18 protein-coding genes and 1 other annotated feature are annotated in these 20471 nt (G+C 28.0%); of the genes, 5 read left to right on the top strand and 13 right to left on the bottom strand.

Features of this window, described 5'->3' with window-relative positions; all coding sequences use genetic code 11:
* Positions 1 to 226: 226 nt before the first annotated feature.
* A complete protein-coding gene (locus ACYUEX_RS04235) occupies positions 227 to 772 on the top strand; it encodes a DUF3231 family protein (protein WP_460286692.1) in 546 nt (181 codons plus the stop codon).
* Between the two features lie 399 nt (positions 773 to 1171).
* Here the strand turns inward: ACYUEX_RS04235 and ACYUEX_RS04230 are convergent, their stop codons facing one another.
* Together ACYUEX_RS04230 and ACYUEX_RS04225 are read right to left on the bottom strand one after the other, a co-directional pair.
* Positions 1172 to 2035, bottom strand: a complete 864-nt coding sequence (locus ACYUEX_RS04230) for a GNAT family N-acetyltransferase (protein ID WP_460286691.1) — start codon at positions 2033 to 2035, stop codon at positions 1172 to 1174.
* Positions 2035 to 2796, bottom strand: coding sequence for a DUF2087 domain-containing protein (locus tag ACYUEX_RS04225; RefSeq protein ID WP_460286690.1), 762 nt, complete (start codon positions 2794 to 2796; stop codon positions 2035 to 2037). The genes ACYUEX_RS04230 and ACYUEX_RS04225 overlap by 1 nt, the downstream gene beginning before the upstream one ends.
* Positions 2797 to 3110: 314 nt before the next feature.
* Between ACYUEX_RS04225 and ACYUEX_RS04220 the strand changes: the two genes are divergently transcribed.
* Both ACYUEX_RS04220 and ACYUEX_RS04215 read left to right on the top strand, forming a co-directional pair.
* Entirely contained in the window at positions 3111 to 4460 is a 1350-nt protein-coding gene (locus tag ACYUEX_RS04220) for a [Fe-Fe] hydrogenase large subunit C-terminal domain-containing protein (RefSeq protein WP_460286689.1), read from the top strand.
* A gap of 242 nt (positions 4461 to 4702) precedes the next feature.
* A complete protein-coding gene (locus ACYUEX_RS04215; protein ID WP_411168794.1) occupies positions 4703 to 5704 on the top strand; it encodes a glycosyltransferase in 1002 nt (333 codons plus the stop codon).
* 125 nt (positions 5705 to 5829) lie between these two features.
* Here the strand turns inward: ACYUEX_RS04215 and ACYUEX_RS04210 are convergent, their stop codons facing one another.
* The 10 genes from ACYUEX_RS04210 to ACYUEX_RS04165 all read right to left on the bottom strand — a co-directional run bounded on the left by ACYUEX_RS04210 (position 5830) and on the right by ACYUEX_RS04165 (position 17615).
* Positions 5830 to 6099, bottom strand: a complete 270-nt coding sequence (locus tag ACYUEX_RS04210) for a TIGR04540 family protein (protein WP_460286688.1) — start codon at positions 6097 to 6099, stop codon at positions 5830 to 5832.
* Positions 6100 to 6315: 216 nt separating this feature from the next.
* Positions 6316 to 7614 carry a dicarboxylate/amino acid:cation symporter gene (locus tag ACYUEX_RS04205; protein ID WP_460286687.1) on the bottom strand — a complete coding sequence of 433 codons (1299 nt, stop codon included), beginning with the start codon at positions 7612 to 7614 and terminating at the stop codon, positions 6316 to 6318.
* Between the two features lie 125 nt (positions 7615 to 7739).
* Positions 7740 to 7977: a binding site (T-box leader), on the bottom strand.
* Positions 7978 to 8121: 144 nt separating this feature from the next.
* A complete protein-coding gene (locus ACYUEX_RS04200) occupies positions 8122 to 9168 on the bottom strand; it encodes a galactose ABC transporter substrate-binding protein (protein WP_460286686.1) in 1047 nt (348 codons plus the stop codon).
* 26 nt (positions 9169 to 9194) lie between these two features.
* Positions 9195 to 10166 (bottom strand): geranylgeranylglyceryl/heptaprenylglyceryl phosphate synthase, encoded by a 972-nt coding sequence (locus ACYUEX_RS04195; RefSeq protein ID WP_460286685.1) that lies wholly within the window; start codon positions 10164 to 10166, stop codon positions 9195 to 9197.
* On the bottom strand, positions 10166 to 11956 hold the full coding sequence (locus ACYUEX_RS04190) for a sensor histidine kinase (RefSeq protein WP_460286684.1): 1791 nt from the start codon (positions 11954 to 11956) through the stop codon (positions 10166 to 10168). Before ACYUEX_RS04190 ends, ACYUEX_RS04195 begins: the two co-directional genes overlap by 1 nt.
* 10 nt (positions 11957 to 11966) lie before the next feature.
* Positions 11967 to 13577 carry a response regulator gene (locus ACYUEX_RS04185; RefSeq protein WP_460286683.1) on the bottom strand — a complete coding sequence of 537 codons (1611 nt, stop codon included), beginning with the start codon at positions 13575 to 13577 and terminating at the stop codon, positions 11967 to 11969.
* Positions 13578 to 13759: 182 nt separating this feature from the next.
* Complete coding sequence (locus tag ACYUEX_RS04180; RefSeq protein ID WP_460286682.1) at positions 13760 to 13924, bottom strand: hypothetical protein; 165 nt, start codon at positions 13922 to 13924, stop codon at positions 13760 to 13762.
* Positions 13925 to 13945: 21 nt separating this feature from the next.
* Positions 13946 to 14968, bottom strand: a complete 1023-nt coding sequence (gene mglC, locus ACYUEX_RS04175; RefSeq protein WP_411168802.1) for a galactose/methyl galactoside ABC transporter permease MglC — start codon at positions 14966 to 14968, stop codon at positions 13946 to 13948.
* A gap of 16 nt (positions 14969 to 14984) precedes the next feature.
* On the bottom strand, positions 14985 to 16484 hold the full coding sequence (gene mglA, locus ACYUEX_RS04170; protein WP_460286681.1) for a galactose/methyl galactoside ABC transporter ATP-binding protein MglA: 1500 nt from the start codon (positions 16482 to 16484) through the stop codon (positions 14985 to 14987).
* 81 nt (positions 16485 to 16565) lie between these two features.
* Positions 16566 to 17615 (bottom strand): galactose ABC transporter substrate-binding protein, encoded by a 1050-nt coding sequence (locus ACYUEX_RS04165; protein WP_460286680.1) that lies wholly within the window; start codon positions 17613 to 17615, stop codon positions 16566 to 16568.
* Positions 17616 to 17858: 243 nt separating this feature from the next.
* Between ACYUEX_RS04165 and ACYUEX_RS04160 the strand changes: the two genes are divergently transcribed.
* Positions 17859 to 18428, top strand: a complete 570-nt coding sequence (locus ACYUEX_RS04160) for a LemA family protein (protein WP_460286679.1) — start codon at positions 17859 to 17861, stop codon at positions 18426 to 18428.
* Between the two features lie 2 nt (positions 18429 to 18430).
* Positions 18431 to 19219 (top strand): TPM domain-containing protein, encoded by a 789-nt coding sequence (locus ACYUEX_RS04155; protein WP_460286678.1) that lies wholly within the window; start codon positions 18431 to 18433, stop codon positions 19217 to 19219.
* A gap of 40 nt (positions 19220 to 19259) precedes the next feature.
* On the opposite strand, the gene ACYUEX_RS04150 is transcribed toward ACYUEX_RS04155, so the two are convergent.
* Entirely contained in the window at positions 19260 to 20426 is a 1167-nt protein-coding gene (locus ACYUEX_RS04150; protein ID WP_411168807.1) for an AI-2E family transporter, read from the bottom strand.
* Positions 20427 to 20471: the final 45 nt, after the last annotated feature.

Raw genomic sequence — 20471 nt, 5'->3', positions numbered from 1 at the left:
TTGGTTCTCCACAGGTACGCTTCTCCGTATCGGTAGTAAGTGAGGTTTTTTAATATATTATGAGCCTTCATTGCATTGATGAAGGGGTATAAATCTTCTGAATCTTCGTAATTGCTGCTACTACTTTCTCTCCCATAATTAACAAGTCTTCTACCACATCATATGTATAAAATCTACTATTAGACAAATAATAGTTTTGTGACTATTCTATGAGAAGGAGAATTCTATGAATCTAATAACGAAAGGAAGTAATATTATTATGGGAATTTTAAGTGGAAATCCTCAAGATGAGCCTTTACATTATGGAGAGGTATTTGGACTATGGAGCTCTTTATCAGTTGCAAAAGGTGCATTAGACAGTTATCAAGTTCTTATTAATCATACTGGTGACCAAGAGTTAAAAGCATTTTTAAAACAAGTAATTGAATCATCAATCAAACCATCAATAAAAGACATAGAAGAAGTATTACTACATAACGATATCGCGGTTCCACCCACGCCAGCAGAACGACCTGAAGCAGACCTTGAACAAATTCCAGTTGGAGCTAGATTGCAAGATGCACAAATAGCTTATATAGTAGCTGCTGATATAGCAGCAGCTGTTATAGCAAGTAGTCAAGGAATGAGTCAAGCAATTCGTGAAGATGTTGGGTTATTATTTGGCCAAATGGGTGCAAAAAAAGCAAAAGATGGTGCAGCATTATTACAAATTATGAAAGATAAAGGTTGGCTAGTTCCACCACCACTTCATCATGAAACAAAACAACAATAATTAATAACAAGTTTGTAAAAGGGTAGAAAAACAGATACAAATATCTGCTTTCTACTTTTTTTATATTATTTAACCAACGTAAGGCGTTAGTTGTAGAAGAAAAGAAGGCAAATCCCCAAAATAATGGATTCGCCTAGAAATTAATCTTATCCTCTTTTTTGTACATTTAAATGGTGGAGTAGAATCTTATTGAACCACTGTATTACAAAAGACCTCATTTACTTGTGCTACGGTTCCTCATTCTTAATCCTAAATAATATAACCATAGACACCACACTTTCTATTGTCAATAGCTTCATTATTTAGTAAGATATGAATACTACTCCTCTCAACTTAACTATTTTAAAAATTAATTTTCACAATTTTCAAAGGAAGTCGCATTTCGCGCCCCCTTTGAATTTACATTAATTCTATCCAATCACTCAGTTTATTATAAACTTTAAACCCTCTTCCCTTATACATTTCATAGGCAATACTATTCTTTTCTATTACTGTTAAGCAAATTTCTTCTACTTGCTTTTCGTTTAAGAATTGTATTGCTGTTTCTAATAATTTTTTACCATAGCCTTTTCCCCTATACTCTTTTATTAATCCTATATCAAAAAAAGCTTTTTTATCATTAATAATTGTATTTAAAAAACCTATATTTTCATCTTTATCTACTACAATAAAATAATCTTCATTGTCATTGTCATTTTCATTTGCTAAATAACCTTTTGCATCTTCTATTTCTATATAAGTTCCATGAGGCATATCCATAAAAGACTTATTATATACATCAACATATTCCTCAATATTTTCTTTTGATAACTTGATCTTATCTAACACATCATTTGATTTTTCTCTATTATTTAAAATCATATTGAAGGATGAATAACTTCTTTTTAGTCCAATATCTTCAGACAAATTAAACAAATTACTATTTCTTATCCCAAGCAAAACCTTATTAGCATAATATTTATTAGATAATTCTAATGCCTCATTAATTAATGATTTTAATATTTTTTCATTATCTAATGGACAGATTAATCCAGTTATATAAACTGTTTTTAATTTATTTACTAATTCTAATATAACTGATATCTTGCCTGATATTATATTGTCATCAAAATAGAATAAGACACCTTCTCCAGAATTGCATAACTTCCCTTTAATCTCTTCCTCAATTTCAACTAAAGATAAATCAGTATTTTCATTTTTCTTTATAAACTCTAATGCTAAGATTTTTTCATCATTATTTAACTCTAAAAAACTCCTTATCATTATTCCTTCACCCAATACTCACTACAATCTTTAGATCTATCTAAAAATCCATATTGAATTAAAGCTCTCCTTATTGTTGCATAGTCTTCAAATATTCTTTTTAATACTCTATTTATTTCTTTTTCAGAATATTTCTTTCCTACATTAAAATTTTTAGTTATTTCTTCTAATAGTATAATTTTCTTCTTTTCTTTAGCTGGATAGCTTTTTAACGCACCATTTTCATCTATATAAGTTTCTATTACCTTAATCTTTTCTTCCTTAGTTATATTAAATCTATCATCTAAGGTTGTTGCTCCTTTGTGTGCATCACAAATAACATCTTCTTCTAACACATTTATATCCTTATTTGTATCTTTAGCAAGTAAATTCATAGTTGCTAAAAATAACTTAGCTTGTTTTTCCTTTTCTCTTAATTTATATCTATGGTTTCTAATAGTAGAATTGGCAATACCTAACTTTGCTGCTATTTCTTTATCTGTAAGTCCTAAAGCTATTAATTCAATTACTGCCTTTTGAGATGATGATATCCCTGTATAAAGTGAATTCATATTTAATAAATAACTTAACATAGATTTATGCTTTTCCTTTATATGAAGCTCATCAGCCTTTTTTGCATCATATAAGTTACCACCTATTTCATATATTCTTCCTTTAATAAATATTTCTTCACATACTATACATTTTATATATTCTTCTGTTTCTACAAATCCCTTTTCTATTTCATCTATAGAAGCTCTCCAAAAAAACTCATTCTCCATAATTATACCTCCAAATTATTCCTTATATATTTATAATAAAACAAAATGGCAAATTAGTCTATATATAAATAAACATTTCATAATTAAGTTTGTATTTTTAAGATAGAGGAGTCTATAATATAATTAAGTTTTAAATATATTAATAAGAACCAATAATATATATTGATGAAATAAAAGTATTTATATATATCTATAAATTATATAGATATTAATTAAATTCTATAATTATTATAATATTGTAAAATTCTTAGTATTAATAATTAGTAAACTATGTATACTAAACTATAGAAAATTTATTATTTGGAGGTACATTAATGCATAATAAATATAATGATCTTTTTGACGCTTTAATAAGATCTTACTATGAAGACAACTTTGATGAAACTCTTTCTAGAATTATGGTATGCCATGAAACTTCTCCACAAGAAACTTTTAAAATAATTACATCTCTTTGTGGAGTATCAATAGACTTTGATAATAATTATATATATAACTTAAAAAAAGCAATTACTAACTATGAAGTTAATAAGAGATTTATAGAAAAGCTTGATAGTTGTAGTGTTAATTGTAAACAAGATGATAATAAAAAATTTAATTGTCAAGTAAGTTGTCCATTTGATGCAATATTATATGATGAAGATAATAAATCAACATACATAGATTACAATTTATGCGTTGGTTGTGGTTTATGCGTAGATTCTTGTAAATACGGTAAGATATTGGATAAAGTTGACTCCATTCCTATTGTGGATTTAATAAAAAATAATAAAATGGTTATAGCAGCTGTTGCTCCTGCAATTATGGGGCAATTTGGAGACAATGTATCAATGGATCAGCTACGTGCAGCATTTATTAAAATAGGTTTTACGGATATGGTTGAAGTTGCTTTTACTGCTGATATGCTTACAATTAAAGAAGCTGTTGAGTTTAACAATCATGTTAATGGCCCTAAAGATCTAATGATTACTTCTTGTTGCTGCCCTATGTGGGTTGGTATGCTTAAAAAGGTATATAAAGAATTAGTTCCCGATTTGTCTCCTTCTGTTTCACCAATGATAGCTGCTGGAAGGGTGATAAAGAAATTAAATCCAGAGGCTAAAGTTGTTTTTATAGGACCATGTATAGCAAAAAAAGCTGAAGCAAAGGAACCTGATTTAGTTGGTGATATCGACTTTGTATTAACCTTTCAAGAGCTAGACAATATCTTCAAATTATTAGAAATTAATCCTGAAGAATTGCAGGGAATTCCTTCTAAAGACTATGCTTCTAGAGGTGGTAGATTATATGCTCGTACAGGTGGTGTATCTATAGCTATAGGAGAAGCTGTTAGTGAGCTCTATCCTGAAAAATATAAACTCTTTAAACCTATTAAAGCTTCTGGTGTTAGGGAATGTAAAGAATTATTAAGTAAGGCATTAAATGGTGAAATAGAAGCAAACTTTATAGAAGGCATGGGCTGTATTGGTGGTTGTGTTGGTGGACCTAAAGCAATTATTCCTAGGGAACAAGGAAAAATATCAGTAGATAATTTTGCTTATAATTCTCCTATAAAAGTAGCTACTCATAGTTCTACAATGGATAATGTTTTAGAAGAGCTCCATATAACATCATTAAAAGATTTTGAAGATGATAGTAAAACTTCTATTTTTCATAGAAACTTTTAAATCCGAAAATTTTAGCTTATGTACATTCTTATATATTGCATATAAAAAAATAAATATATAAGAAAAGTTTATCTTTAATTATTGTTTTTGACTATCATATTATGATTATTTTTAATAAAATAACCTCTAATAAGTAGCTTTAAGTAGAAATAAATAATATTATCTATTTTTCTATTGTTAGCAGATTTTATGTATTATCATATTCTATATATAGAAGAGCTTTTGTTGGAGGTACATTTTCTTTGGATACTTTAAGCGTTTGTATTATAGCTAGAAATGAGGAAGAAAACATATTACGATGTCTTAAAAGCATAGAAGATATTGCTGATGAAATAATACTAATTGATACTGGATCTATTGATAATACAATTACTATAGCCCAAAAATTTAATGCTAATATAATAGAGTTTCCATGGAATAATGACTTTAGCTTAGCAAGAAATAAGGCGCTAGAAAATGCAACTAAAGATTGGATTTTATACATTGATTGTGATGAATCATTAGATATTACTCAAGTTTATACTCTAAAGAATATATTAGATAAATCTTCTCATATAGGCTTTAGATTAAAACTTATAAACATAATTGATAACAAACCTTATTGCGGTGAATATTTACTTAGGCTAATTAAGAATAATTGTGGATTTTATTTTTCTGGAAAAATTAATGAAACTATAAAAAACTCAATATATACTGATTCTTATGAAAATAATATTCTAAACCTAGATATTATATTATATAACTATGGCTACGATTTAAATCAAAAGAAATTATATGATAGATGTAATAGAAATATTTCTATATACTTAAGCTACAAAGATGAAGAAAAAGATTATCTGTATTACTACAACTTGGCAAATGAGTATTTCCTTTTAAAGAATCTAAAAAAGGCTATAGATAATTATATTATAGCAATTTACCTAAGTGATAATTTTTTTATAAATAGTTATATTACTTTTACAATAATAAAGGCTTACTTTAAAATGCGAAAATATGATACCGCAATTTTAATAGGTGAGAAGTTATTAGATAAGTATGATGCTTTTAGAGAAATATATCTTTTACTTGGAATATGTTACGAGAAAATAGGTAATTTAGATAAGTCTAAAGAAAACCTTAGAAAATATTTAAAATTATTCACTAAAGGCTCCAACTATTATTTTAGTTTAGATTATATAAATATGAAAAACTTAATACCTGAAATGTTTGGGTTTAATATAGAAACTTTAAAACACTTAAACTAAATGGTAAAAGGAGGATAAGTTTCAATACTTTTCCTCCTTGATAATTTTCAATTATTATTAAAGTACTTTACAAAATGTTAGTGGAACCATTTAAAGTTTTATAAAATATAAATTATTGCATACTACTATAATTTTTTTAGGTTATTCGCCCCTTTTTTCTTTATTATTTGTTCTAATACATTTAATCTAGTTTTTCCCAAAATTTGTTTTGGCTTCTTAGCTATTTCATTGTCTTTATAAAATTTTGCTTTGTTTGCTTCTATGACCATAAATATCTTTTCTTCTAATGCTTCATCTTCTATATTACCTTCAAAATAATCATCTATATAGTCTCTTAAAGCATAACTAAGTTCCTCTTGATTTTTATAATATAATCTAATTCCACCCTTATTCAAGAATATTATCCTCCCTAAAAAAATCTACTTTTTAACATATATTTTATACTAAAAATATACTATACACAATATGTAATAAAGTTCTTAATTTTTATTTAATTATTATATAAACAAAACTTATTATTTAAATAATTTTTAGTATCTTAATTAAATAAGTTCTATATGTTAAAAAGGTGATTAGAATAATTTAAATTATTCTAATCACCTTTTATTTCCTTATTTATTGCTTATACTTTTTTTATCTATTTTTCTTTTTTCTGTTTCATCTACAACTAAAGCAGCTACTGCTGATCCAGTTACATTTGTTGCTGTTCTCATCATATCTATAATTGCATCTACAGCCATAACCATTGCCATACCTTCTATAGGTAATCCTAAAGTAGATAATACAACTGTTGTTGACATAGTTGCGGCACCAGGAACCCCTGCTATACCTATTGAAGATATAATTGTTGTTAATACTATTAAGAAGTAATGGTACATTGTCATATCAACATTAAATACATTTGCTACAAAAATTGCAACTATTGCTGGATATAATCCACCACAAGCATTCATTCCTATAGTTGATCCAAGAGGAGCTACAAAGCTTGCTATATTTTCAGAAACCTTAGCATTTTCTACTAAGCTCTTAATTGTTACAGGCAATGTTCCATAACTACTTTGACTTGTAAAAGCTACAATTTGAGCTGGGAATATATCCTTAAAGAACTTTAATGGATTTTTTCTTGCAACAAATGCTATTAAAGGAGTATGAACTAATACTATTTGTAATATACAAGCTATATATACTGCTAATATAACATTGATTAATGATTTTATTGTATCCATCCCATTTGTTGCTGCAGTTGTTGCAATTAGTGCAAAAACTCCGTATGGTATAAATTTTAATACTATTCTTGTTATACTTAAAACTAACTCATAAGTTGATAATATAAAATCTTTAAATGGTTTAACCTTTTCTGGATTATTATTATCTTCAATTACTAAAGCTATTGCTATGAAAAGTGAAAATATAACTATTGGGATTATTTGATTGTTAACTATCGAAGCTACTGGATTTGATGGTAAAAAGTCTAATAATACCTTTGAGAATGCCGGTATTTCTCTTGCTTTAAATCCTTCTGCTCCAACAAAGCTTATTCCTTCTCCTAATTTAAAGATCTTACCCATAACTATTCCTATTATTGATGCAACCCCTGTTGTCCCAAGTAATATTGCTAATGTTTTAAGACCGATTGATTTTAAAGTATCTAAGTTTTTAAGTCTAATTATACTTGTTATTATTGATACCATAACTAAAGGAACTACTATCATTTTAATTAATGATATATACCCCTTACCTACAACTTCAAGGAATTTTATATTTTCTTTAAACACAGCTCCTAGTATTAAACCTATTGTTAATGCTGTTAATGTTGCATAAGAAAACTTTCCTGTTTTTGCTTTTACTAAATAAATTATATAAAGTGCTGCTATTGATAAAATAATAGCTAATATCAAATTAATATTCATTTTATTTCCTCCTAGTATTTATATTTTATTATTATTTTTTTGCTGGCCTGCAACTTATTTTATATAAAATCACTTAAATATTTTAAGCAATTTTATAAATAAAAAAACCTACTACCACTGTGCTATACAGAGGCAGAAGGCAAACTTCCACGGTTCCACTCTGATTAGATATTATAAAATATCTATCTCATTCTTCGGTACAATAATACCTTATCTCTATAATGGGAGATCCCATAAACCCCTACTTAATTCGGGACTTAAACTCCAAGGGGCACTTCATTAATAAAATTATAGGTTATCTCAGCAACTTAACCTTCTCTGTGATAATTATCATTAATTACTTTCCCTCTTCATCGTCTATAATTCATATCGGATTACTATGATTTAATTATAGCATCATTTTTTCTATTGTCAATATATAAATTATAGATTTAATTTATATATTTCAACGGTATTTTTTGGTATATTTTAAGAGAGTAAAATTTAAAATTTACTCTCTTAAAACACTTATTTATTATCAATATATGAATCTACATTATCTTTTGTTATTTTAGTATGTGGTATTTTAATGTATTTTTTATCCTTAATTCCCTCTATTTCTTCTAAATTTTTTCCAGTAGATACTGCTAAAGAGATATCAAAAATTGCTTTAGCTTGTGCCTTAGAATCACTTATCACAGTTCCAGTCATTTCACCTTTCTTAACCGACTCCATTGCTTCTTTTATTCCATCTATTCCAACAACTAAAGGTTTATTAGTGAATTCATTACTAGAGTTTATAGCATGTATTGCTCCAAGTGCCATAGAATCGTTGTTGCTAAATACCACCTCAATACTATCTCCAAATTTCTTAATCCACTGATTCATTTTAGATATAGATTGGTCACTTTGCCAATCTGCACTATCATCTGCTAGTTTTTCTACTTGAATTTCTTTTTCAGTAATAGCTCTTATACAGTATTCTGTTCTTATAGAAGCATCCTGATGTCCTAGTTCTCCTTCAAGCATAACGTATTGAATTTTATTATCTTTATTTTTATCTATTAAATCCTTTTTTGAAAGCCATTGATCTATTATTATATCAGCCTGCATCCTTGCTGATTGTTCTGCCTGTGCTCCTACATAATATATTTTATCCCATCTATTCATATCCTCTTCTACAGGCTCTCTATTAAAAAATATCAATGGTATGTTAGCTGACTTTGCCTTATCAATTATAGTCGCAGCAGCAGTTCTATCTACTAAATTTACACATATAACATCATAATCTTGGTTTATAAATTTATCTACTTGATTACCTTGATTTATTATACTCCCCTTTGCATCTACAAAATCAAGAGTTATTTTAGATTTGCTATTATTTTCATTTTCCTTAGCTATTTCTTCTAAATTTTTAGTAATTGTAGATATAAAGACATCATCTTGCCTATAAAGTGTTACCCCTATTTTTATTTCTTTCTTTGATTTTATGTTAGTTTCTTTATTACAGCCTACAGCAAGAGTTGATATTAAGATCATACTTAATAAACTAATTAATTTTTTACCCTTTTTCACCCTAACCTCTCCCCATAAAACATTTTTTATCTAACAAATGGAAATAGCATTCTTTGATTTTCCTTAGAGTACATGTTTCTGCTGTTAATTATTGTTGATGTTATCACACTCTTATCAATTCCCTTTCCCTCAATTTCTGATACAGAAGTTTTTACACTTAAATAACCTACATTAAATTCATTTTGCATTGCAATTGAATTTATTATATTTTCTTCAATTAAAGAAATTATTAAGCTTGTACTTCCAGTACCATATAGTTCAATATTAGATTTTATATCATTACTATTCTCAATATATTTTTTAGCTTTTCCAATACGCTCTAGAAGGTTAGGTTCAAATGCAATTATTACCTTCTTATCATCTTTATCTATAATAGATCTAATTTTATTATAAAATTCCCCTTCATCTTTTGGTAAATCTAAGAATTCACAGCTATTCTTACTTTTATTTATCTCCTCCATAAAACCCATATATCTTTCGTCTATACTACTGCAAGTTAGATCACTTTTTGCAATATAAATTTTATTTCTTGTATTTCCATTTTTAACAACTTCTTCTGCAAGACTTTTTCCTAGCTTGTAATTATCACATGATATATATGGAATATTTTGTTTCGTTTCTATATTGGATTCAAATAGGACTATAGGAACTTTTTTTCTTACATCCTCTATTTTATCTACCATCTGCTTGTAGTCTGCTGGTGATATTAATATTGCATCTGTTCCATCACTTATTTCTCTCTCTATTAATTCAATTTGCTCCTCAACACTATTTTCTTCTAATAAAGTTAGAAATCTTATATTTACATTCATTTCTGAAGCTGCTTGATCCATTCCTTCTTTTATTATCCTCCAGCTTTCACTATTTCTTCCTCTTATTATTACTGAAACATCATACACTTTAACCTCTTTTTTATTTTCCTTATTTAAAAGTAATATAAAAGATGAGATAAGCATGATAAATAGAAATATAAAAACTGCTTTCTTTTTTAATCTCACTATTTATTCTCCTTAATACTGTAAAAGTCTATACATGGCATATGAACTCTTATTGTAGTGCCCTCATCAGGCTCACTATATATCTGTAATCCATAATCTTTTCCAAAGTACAATTGTATTCTTTCATGTACATTCCTTAACCCTATTCCAGAACCCTTCTTTTGGGAATTACTTTCATTGGTTAAAAGTTTATCTGCTACCTCTTGAGGCATTCCTAAGCCATTATCAATAATATCTATATATAGCTCACTATTTTTAATATAAGATTTTACTAATATATCTCCATCACCACTCATATATTCCATTCCATGATAAATTGCATTTTCAATTAAAGGCTGAATTATTAACTTAATGCTAGTAAGGTTTAAAGTTTCTTCCTCTGATTTTATATCATAAGTAAACTTATTCTTGTAACGTATATTTTGAATTGTTAAATAATTTCTAGCATGTTCCAATTCATCTCTAACAGTTATTACATTTTTCCCCTTACTTAAGCTAATTCTAAAAAACCTAGCTAAAGCTGTTACCATCACTATAGCTCCATCATAATTTTCATTCTCTATCATCCATATAATAGAATCTAAAGTATTATATAAAAAATGGGGGTTTATTTGTGCTTGTAATGCATTTAATTCACTTTTTCGCTTTTCTTCTTGTTCCTTCATTACATTATCCATTAATATGTTCATTTCATTTACCATGGATCTTATAGCTTTTCCTAAATGTTGTATCTCATAAGAGCCACTTTCTGATATATTTAAATTTGCTATACCATTTTCAAACTGCTTAACTGATTTCTCTAAAGATTTTATTGGATTAGCTATACGAGACGATACAAACATATTAATTGATATTAAAGTAAAAATCGCAAAGAACATTATAAATATTGCGAATATTTTCATTTCATAATAATCTGCTGTAATATCTGACATTGGAGATATGGCAACTATCTTCCACCCAGTATATCCAACTGTCTTTACAGTCACTAATCTCTTATTTCCTTGAAATTTTTCTATATGATTTCCATCTTCATAATTTGCTGCATCATAATTATTTTCTTTTACTAAATCTGAATATATTAATTGTTGCCTTGGATGATATATTATTTCACCAGTACTGTCTATTAAATAAACATATCCGTTCTTGCCCATATCAACATTTTTACATATTTGCTCAATACCACTAAAATTCATATCTACTAAAAGAACTCCACCATTTGTTTTACCACTTTCAGTTAATTCAACAGCTCTGCTTAAGGATACAACCCAAGTATATTTATAATTAGGATCATAAAATAAATTTTGTACATGTGGAGTTGAAAAATGTAAATTTTCTCTTTTGTTTATTGCACTTTGAAACCATTCACTCTCCATTGCATGAACATTATTTTTTAATTGCTGTAATGGATAAGACGCTATTATTTCACCATAATCTGAAAATAAACTTATACTTATAAGATAGTCTTTATTAGCCTCATAAATCAAATCCATTTCCTTATTTATATCTTCAAAGGATAAATCCTTTTTCTTTATTCCTCTATAATATATAGTATCTGATATTTTCATCATTTTTCGCAAGTAAGTATCTAAGTTTAAGTTTACTTGTTCTAATATAGATTTATTATTTTTTGATACCATCTCTTCTGTTGAATTTGTAAATCTTAAATAAAGAGCTCCACCAACTACTATCATTCCAACAACTGCTACTATTGTAAATGATACCGATATAATATATTGTATACTAGCTTTTTTATAATATTTTATTATTTTACTTCTAACAGAGTTTAGCATTTTATTTCACTCAATTCTTTCTGTATCTTGATGGTGATATACCAAATTTTTTCTTAAATACATAGCTAAAATAATTTGCTTCTTGGTATCCAACCTTTAAAGCAATTATGTAAGTTTTATCATCTGTTGTATTTAACAACTTTATAGCTTCTTCTAAACGAATATCTGTGAGATAATTTACAAAGCTCATATTAGTTTCTTTTTTGAATATAGTAGAAAAATATGTAGGACTCACATGTAGTTTTGAACAAAGCTTTTCTACTGATATTTCATAATCACTATAATTATTTTTTATATATTCCTTAGCCTTTTCCACTAATAACTTTGAAGAATTGACGCGCTCTTTTTTTATAAATTCATTTAATTTTATTGCCTTCTCTATAAACCATTCTTTTATTTCTTTAATTGAATCTAATTTATCTAAATATGAATAACAATTAAAGTCTTCTCCAAATATATCTCTTATATCTATATTATAAGCTTGTGTTAATTTAAGTAATGCTGTCATTATCTCCATTATATAAATTCTATATTTATCTAATGATATAAAATGTTCCTCTACTTTTTTAAAAATACTTTCTACGATTTCTTTTATTTCATCTTGTGATGATAACTTTATAGCATTTAGAAATTTTATTTCCTCTTGCTCGTCAAATTGAAGCTGTATTGAGTTATCTGGTTCTACATCATCTATATATATAGTTTTTCCAGTACCTAAAATAGGTCTATAACTCAATGCACTTTGTGCAGTGCTATAAGAATATCTTATTTGTGATATATCATCATAAACTCTTCCAATACCTGCAGATACTGTTTCACCAAAAACGCACTCAAATATTTTGCAAACTTCATTTAATCCTTTTATAAAATTCATTATGTTATCCTTTTCATAAAAGGTTGCTAAAATTACTATCTTATCTAGATATGGAAAACTAATAAACTTACAATAATTATTCATAGTTTCATCTACTATTTTTTTTATAGAAATTGATATTAATCCTATATTCCTATGTAATCCTATTTCTTTTTCATTAAAATTTGCAATTCCATCAACACTGACTAATGCTACAGATAAATATTTATCTATAAAATCTAAACCTAACTTTTCTTCTTCTTCTTTCCACTGATTCTTACTTATTCTTCCCTCTAATGCTCCTATTAAAAATTGCTCTCTTATTACAGGAATACTTTCTAAGTAGTGGTTTCTTAATACTTCTATATTTCTTTTTTCATCATATTCCTTGTCCAATTTTTCTTTTAACCTTTTTAGAACCTCTATAAGCTCAAGGGAATTAATCGGTTTCAGAACATATTCCACTACATTAATTTTAATTGCTTCATGTGCATAATCTAAGTCATCTGATCCTGAAAATATTATTATTTTAGTAGAAGGCATTATTTCCGTAACTTTTCTACCTAGTTCTAATCCATCCATAAAAGGCATTTTTATATCTGTCATTATAACATCTGGATGAAGTTTTTCTGCCATTTCTAAGGCTTCTTGTCCATTTTCTGCATCTCCTATAACAACAAAACCATATTCTTGCCAATTAATTTTTTTTATTACTCCAAGCCTTATCTCTTCCTCATCATCTACGATCATCAATTTATATAGCCTCATAAATAATCCTCCTGGATAATATTTAATCTTAATATCTATATAAAAAATAATAAAATCAAATTCTACTTTTTTACTAAATATTCAAAATAATTATACCATATTTTTATGTAAATATTATCAAAAAATAAAAATAGGATGGATATTTTAAATCTCATCCTATTTCTATGAATAATTTTAATCTTTTATACTAATACACCTATTACAATTGAAAATGTTAATAACATCAATACTACTGTAATAAATCTATCCATTGTTTTAACCGATACATCTAAATTTCCATATATAGTATCTCTCATTGTCTTTTTAGGTAAGCTACTTTCATTTTCCTTTATAGCTTCTTTTTCCATTTAGCATCATTTCCTTTTTAATTATTTTTTAGCTATATATTTTCTTACATCTAATGAAACAGCTACTATTATTATTAGACCTCTTATTATATATTGCCAGTAAGCATTAACTCCAATAAAGTTCAATCCATAATTTATAACCTGAAGTAAAACTGTACCTATTAAAACTCCTGGTATTGTTCCAATACCTCCAGTAAAGGATACTCCCCCAACAACACAGGCTGATATTGCATCTAGTTCATAGTTAAAACCTGTACTTGTTGTAGTAGATCCTGCTCTTGCTGCCTCTAAGAACCCAGCTAGTCCGTAAAGCACACCTGAAATTATAAATATAATCATTATATTTTTTACTAAGTTAACACCTGAAACTGCTGCTGCTTCTGGATTTCCTCCGATAGCAAACATATTTTTACCTAATTTAGTTTTATTCCATACAAACCACATAATAGCTGCAACAATTGCAAGATAAAAAACTAAATATGGTATTTCAATACTTCCTAATTTTAAAGAACCATTAACAAAGTTTGTGTATCTTTCATCTAAGTTAGCTACTGGTTGAGCTCCTAATGGCGGTCTATCTATATATAAACAGGATGCACCATACGCTATAAGTTGTGTACCTAATGTAATGATAAAAGCATGCACCTTAAGTTTTGCAACTCCAAATCCATTAATGGCTCCAAATATACCACCTATTATTATTGCTATAAACATTGGTACTATTAATGGTAATGCTTTTAAATTTGGATACATTCTAGCTGCATAAGTTGTTGATTGTAGCAATGATGCAGATATTATAGCTGTAAATCCTAATATACGCCCTGCAGAAAGGTCTGTACCTTGCAGTACTATTAATCCTGCAACTCCTAAGGCAAGTATTCCACGTGTTGATGCTTGGCTTAAAATATTAGTAAAATTCTTTAGTGAAAGGAAACCTGGTTCCTTTATAACAAAGAATACTATCATCATAAATAGTACTATATATAATGCATAATTTAGCAAGAAATTTTGTAAAGACTCTTTATTAAATTTAACTTTATTCATAAGTTACACCTCTATTCTAAATATATTTTGCAGCCATAGTCATAATATCTTCTTGTGATAGCTTGTCTGGTTCTCCAACACCAGCAACTTTTCCATTTGACATTACAAGTATTCTGTCGCAAATTCCCAATAATTCTGGCATTTCAGAGGACACAACTATAACCCCTTTGCCCTTATTAGCCAAATCTATAATAAGCTGATAAATTTCATATTTAGCTCCAACGTCTATTCCTCTTGTTGGCTCATCTAATAGAAGTATTTCTGGATTAGTTAAAAGCCATCTTCCTATTATTACTTTTTGTTGGTTTCCTCCTGAAAGAGTTCTAATAGCAGTCTTTTGACTTGGAGTTTTTACCTTCATACTATCTATTGTCCATTTAGTATCTTCTGTCATCTTTTTATTATCTAATATACCAAACTTGCTATATCCATTTATATTAGCAATTATTGTATTAAATTTTATATCAAGTTGTCCAAATATTCCTGTAGATCTACGCTCTTCTGTTAATAATGCAAACCCATTTTTTATTGCTCTTCTTGAGTCTGTATTTTCTACCTTTTTACCATGTAATATTATCTCACCTTCACTGTGCCCAGCAATTCCAAATATAGTTTCTAAAAGCTCCGTTCTTTTTGATCCAACAAGTCCTGCAACCCCTAAAATTTCCCCTTTCTTAAGTTCAAAGGATACGTTTTGTACTGAAGGTTGATATGTACCTGTTAGATTTTTAACTTCTAATATTAATTCTCCTGGTTTATTTGTCTTTGGTGGAAATCTATTTGTTAAATCACGACCAACCATTAATTTAATAATTTTATCTGTAGTAAGATCCTTAGAAGGAATTGTATCTATCCATTTACCATCACGCATTATTGTAACATCATCAGAAATTTCTAGTATTTCCTCCATTTTATGAGAAATATATATAATACCGCAGCCCTTAGATTTTAATTTATTTATTATTCTAAATAGATGATTAACTTCTTCTGTAGTTAATGATGATGTTGGCTCATCTAAAACAAGAATTTTAGCATTATAAGAAACTGCTTTAGCAATTTCAACCATTTGTCTTTGAGAAACAGACAATTTTGCCATCTTAACTTTAGGATTAACCTCTATTTCTAGTTCATCTAATATTTTTTTAGTTTCTTCATACATTATTTTCTCGCTTACAATTCCAGCATTTCCTGGATATCTTCCAAGCCATATATTATCCATAACGTTTCTTTGTAAAACTTGATTTAATTCTTGGTGAACCATAGCAACTCCATTATCCATGGCTTGCTTTGGGTTAGAAAATTTGCTTTTTTCACCGTCTATTAAAATTTCTCCACCATCTTCAATATAAACCCCGAATAAACATTTCATTAAAGTAGATTTACCTGCTCCATTTTCACCCATCAAAGCATGTACAGTTCCTGGTCTTACTTTTAATTGAACTTTATCTAAGGCTTTAACCCCTGGAAATTCCTTGCATATATCTATCATTTCAAGAACGTATTTTTTATCTGCCATAACTTACTTCACCACTTTTCTATTATTTATTAAACTGCATAGTAACAAATACTATGCAGTTTTTTAATTCTATATAATATATTATTTTTTAATATATTCTTGATATGGAATACGTACAGCAACACCTGTATCATCAAACTTATATGAAGTTCCTTCTATAGCACTCTTACCTGCTGCTAAATTCATTCCAGTTTCATATAAAGCTTTAGCCATTCCTTCTGCATCTTGAAGAACTGATCCTAACATAAAGCCTTTAGCTATTAAATCTTGAGCTGCTGCTGTAGCATCAACACCTAAAACAGGAATAGTCTTTGCAGCATCACCATTATTATATCCTTGAGCTTGTAGTGCAGCTATAGCACCTTGAGCCATACCATCGTTGTTAGCTATTACAGCTTCAATCTTATCACTAAATTTTGAGAACCATGCTTCAGTAGCATTTTGAGCTAAAGCTTGGTCCCAGTTACAAACTTGTTTTGCTAACTCTTCAGTTTTTATTCCTTTATCATTTAAAGTAGAAACTGAATATTTAGTTCTTGCAACTGCTTCTGGATTATCTGGCTCACCTTGTAACATAACGTATTGTAGTACTCCATCTCCATTTTTATCTACAGCTTTTGTATCTTTTTCCCATACCTTTGAAAGTATCTCTCCTTGCATAACTCCAGCTTCTTTTGCATTTGTTCCTACAAATATAGCCTTGTCATATGCTTTTATTGCATCTGCTGATGGCTCTCTATTGAATAGTACTACAGGCTTTTTAGCAGTTTTAATTTTATCTATTACTGTTGGTGCAGCGCCTGTATCAACTAAATTAACTAATAAAAGATCTACATCTTTTTGAAGTAATGTGTCTATACTATCATTTTGAGTAGCTTGGTCACCTTTTCCATCATAAAAAGTAAATTCAACTTTATCTGAATTTTCCTTTTGAATCTTTTCTAGATTTTGACGAACTGTTGAAATATAAGTATCATCGAATTTGTATAAACATACTCCAACCTTAACTTTATCGCCCTTTGAAGTTCCACCACCTTCAGTAGTAGCCTTATTTCCTCCACATCCAACTAATGAAGCTGTAACCATAACGGTAGCCATTACCATTGTAAGTAATCTTTTAACTTTTTTCATATTAACCCTCCATCTTTTATAAAATACTTAATACCCATTTGATTTCGTTTACATTTATAATTATAATTTCCAAGCCCATTAATTTCCATACGAAAAACTTCACACTTCTATCGAAATTCTTAGATAATAAATTTATATAAATTTAATATATCTAATATATTCGCCTTATATAGTATGAATATTAATAATACATCTCCTTTCTACATATAATAATTTATATGTAGAAAGGAGATGTATTGTTTTATGAAAAATGTATCTAAATCGCTAATAACTGTAATTATAGTTATTCTTGTATTAGTTTTACCTATAATATTTAGCTACAATAAATTAGTATCTTTAGAGCAACTGGTAAATACCGCCCAGTCTAATATAGATACGCAATTGCAAAGAAGATCTGACTTAATACCTAATTTGGTTAGTACAGTTAAAGGATATGCTTCTCAGGAAAAAGATATATTTACTGATATAGCTAATGCAAGAAGTAAATTATCTGGAGCATCAAATATATCAGAACAAGCAAATGCAGATACTCAATTATCTAATGCTCTTTCTAGATTATTAGTTATAGTTGAACAGTATCCAGATTTAAAGTCTAATGAAAACTTTAAGGACTTAAGTATTCAGTTGGAAGGAACTGAAAATAGAATTGCTGTTGCAAGACAAGATTATAATACAGCTGTAACTAATTATAATACTACGAGGAGAAGATTCCCTACTAATATAATTTCTTCAATATTTGGTTTTCAAGAAAAACCTCTTTATAAAGCAAGTGATAGTGCTAGTGAAGTGCCTTCAGTAGATTTTTCTAGATAGCTATGAATACATTGAATAAGCTAAAAAAAATATCATTATCTTCTCTTTTAATAATATTTTGCTTTTCTTCAATTGCTTTAGCTAGTGTTAACTATCCTTCACCTACAAATTATAAATATGTAAATGATTATGTAGGTATATTAGGTTCTAAAGAAATAGAAACTATTATATCATTAGGAAAAGAGCTTGAAGATAAAACTGGAGCTCAAGGGGTTGTAGTAATTATAGATTCTACAAATGATGTTCCTATTGAGGATTATGCCATAGACTTATTTCGTAATTGGGGAATAGGTCAAAAGTCTAAAGATAATGGCTTATTAATCTTAGTTGCGATAAATGATAGACATTGGAGAGTTGAAGTTGGAAGAGGCTTAGAAGGAGCTATACCAGACGCACTAAGTAATAGAGTTATGGAGTCTTTAGCAAAGGATGATTTTAAAAATGGAGACTATGGTTCTGGAATTATTAAAAGTTATAGTGCTTTTACTGATTTAATTGCAAAAGAATATGATGTTACTTTAGACAAATCACTAGATATAAAAATTCCAAATGGAGGAAATGAATCTTCTAATAATTTTTCAGGAGGTATTTTAATTGGAATTTTAATAGTTTTCTTTGCACTAGACATGTTTTTTAATGGTGCTAGAATATCCTCCACCCTTCTAAAAATTATATTTTGGAGTAATATTGGAAGAAGAGGTGGCCCTGGTGGTTCTTCTGGCGGAGGTGGTGGCTTTGGCGGCTTTGGCGGTGGTTCTTCTGGTGGTGGTGGTTCCTCTGGAGGTTGGTAACAAAAAAGCTACTGATATTTTTATATATCAGTAGCTTTTTTTATTTCATATAATCTTTAGTTTCTATCTTTAATCCTTTTTTTCTTAATTTATTTTCTATAAATTCTTTAACTATTGAATATATTATTACAAATAATGGAACCCCTATTATCATCCCAACTACTCCCAATAATTTTCCTGCTACTAATATAGAGAATAATATCCAGAATGCTGATATTCCTATTGTATCCCCTAAAATCTTCGGTCCTATTATATTTCCATCTAATTGTTGTATAAGGAATATTATCAATAAAAACCATAGTGCTTGAACTGGTGATACAAATAATATTATTATAAAAGATGGTATAGCTCCTATAAATGGTCCAAAGAAAGGTATAATATTAGTTATTCCAACTATAACTGATATTAGAAGTGTATATGGCATTTTAAATATTGTTAATATTATAAATGTTAATACTCCTATAATCATTGAATCTATAATCTTTCCTACTAAAAATCTCCCAAAAGTATAGTTACTTTTATGTACTAGCTTTACTAATTCATTTGCATAGGATTCTGGAAATAATCCAAATGTAACCTTTTTACTTAATGCACAAAGATTATCTTTATCTATTAATAAATATACTGATATTACTATTCCTAAAATTACATTCCATATACTTGAAAGAATTCGAGCAACAAATCCTCCTAAAGCTGGTATTAAATTAGTTGCAAATCTTATTACATAGTTAACTAAGTTATTAAAGCTATCTATTAATATTTGCGAATTCTCTTCGTGTAAATCTAGCTCTATTATTACTTCATTAAAAAACTTTCTAGAATTTATTATGTAGGTAGGTATATCATTTACCAATCCTACTACACTATCGATAAGCTGTGGTAATAAAAACTTAATAAACATACCAATTATAAAAAATGCTGTTATATAAGAAAATAATATAGCCAAGCCTCTTGTTGATTTTATTTTCAATTTTTTTATGTACTTTAATTGAAAAACTTTTTTTTCATAGAAGTCTAATAAAAAATTAACTATATATGCAATAGAAAAACCTATAATAAAAGGCTGCATAATTATTAATATAGAATCAAGCTTATCTGTAAAAATAGATACCTGTGATATGGCTAAATAAAATACTATAACTGAAATTGCAACTATAAATGAATAAATTGCTATTGTTGTGTACTTACTATTCCAATTTACTTTCATTTTCTTCCTCTCTTTACTATGTATTATTTATGATTTCCTATAGAG

The sequence above is a fragment of the Clostridium sp. CTA-7 genome (genome assembly GCF_054768095.1).
The sequence above is the reverse complement of the archived record's forward strand: the minus strand, read 5'-3'. Positions and strand labels throughout refer to the sequence as shown.

Excerpts from the sequence above, each read along its gene's own strand:
- ACYUEX_RS04185 (WP_460286683.1), bottom strand. The coding sequence starts at position 13,577 with ATGAGGCTATATAAATTGATGATCGTAGATGATGAGGAAGAGATAAGG.
- ACYUEX_RS04190 (WP_460286684.1), bottom strand. The coding sequence starts at position 11,956 with ATGCTAAACTCTGTTAGAAGTAAAATAATAAAATATTATAAAAAAGCT.
- ACYUEX_RS04180 (WP_460286682.1), bottom strand. The coding sequence starts at position 13,924 with ATGGAAAAAGAAGCTATAAAGGAAAATGAAAGTAGCTTACCTAAAAAG.
- ACYUEX_RS04160 (WP_460286679.1), top strand. The coding sequence starts at position 17,859 with ATGAAAAATGTATCTAAATCGCTAATAACTGTAATTATAGTTATTCTT.
- ACYUEX_RS04165 (WP_460286680.1), bottom strand. The coding sequence starts at position 17,615 with ATGAAAAAAGTTAAAAGATTACTTACAATGGTAATGGCTACCGTTATG.
- mglC (WP_411168802.1), bottom strand. The coding sequence starts at position 14,968 with ATGAATAAAGTTAAATTTAATAAAGAGTCTTTACAAAATTTCTTGCTA.
- ACYUEX_RS04150 (WP_411168807.1), bottom strand. The coding sequence starts at position 20,426 with ATGAAAGTAAATTGGAATAGTAAGTACACAACAATAGCAATTTATTCA.
- ACYUEX_RS04230 (WP_460286691.1), bottom strand. The coding sequence starts at position 2,035 with ATGATAAGGAGTTTTTTAGAGTTAAATAATGATGAAAAAATCTTAGCA.
- ACYUEX_RS04205 (WP_460286687.1), bottom strand. The coding sequence starts at position 7,614 with ATGAATATTAATTTGATATTAGCTATTATTTTATCAATAGCAGCACTT.
- ACYUEX_RS04155 (WP_460286678.1), top strand. The coding sequence starts at position 18,431 with ATGAATACATTGAATAAGCTAAAAAAAATATCATTATCTTCTCTTTTA.
- ACYUEX_RS04225 (WP_460286690.1), bottom strand. The coding sequence starts at position 2,796 with ATGGAGAATGAGTTTTTTTGGAGAGCTTCTATAGATGAAATAGAAAAG.
- mglA (WP_460286681.1), bottom strand. The coding sequence starts at position 16,484 with ATGGCAGATAAAAAATACGTTCTTGAAATGATAGATATATGCAAGGAA.
- ACYUEX_RS04220 (WP_460286689.1), top strand. The coding sequence starts at position 3,111 with ATGCATAATAAATATAATGATCTTTTTGACGCTTTAATAAGATCTTAC.
- ACYUEX_RS04235 (WP_460286692.1), top strand. The coding sequence starts at position 227 with ATGAATCTAATAACGAAAGGAAGTAATATTATTATGGGAATTTTAAGT.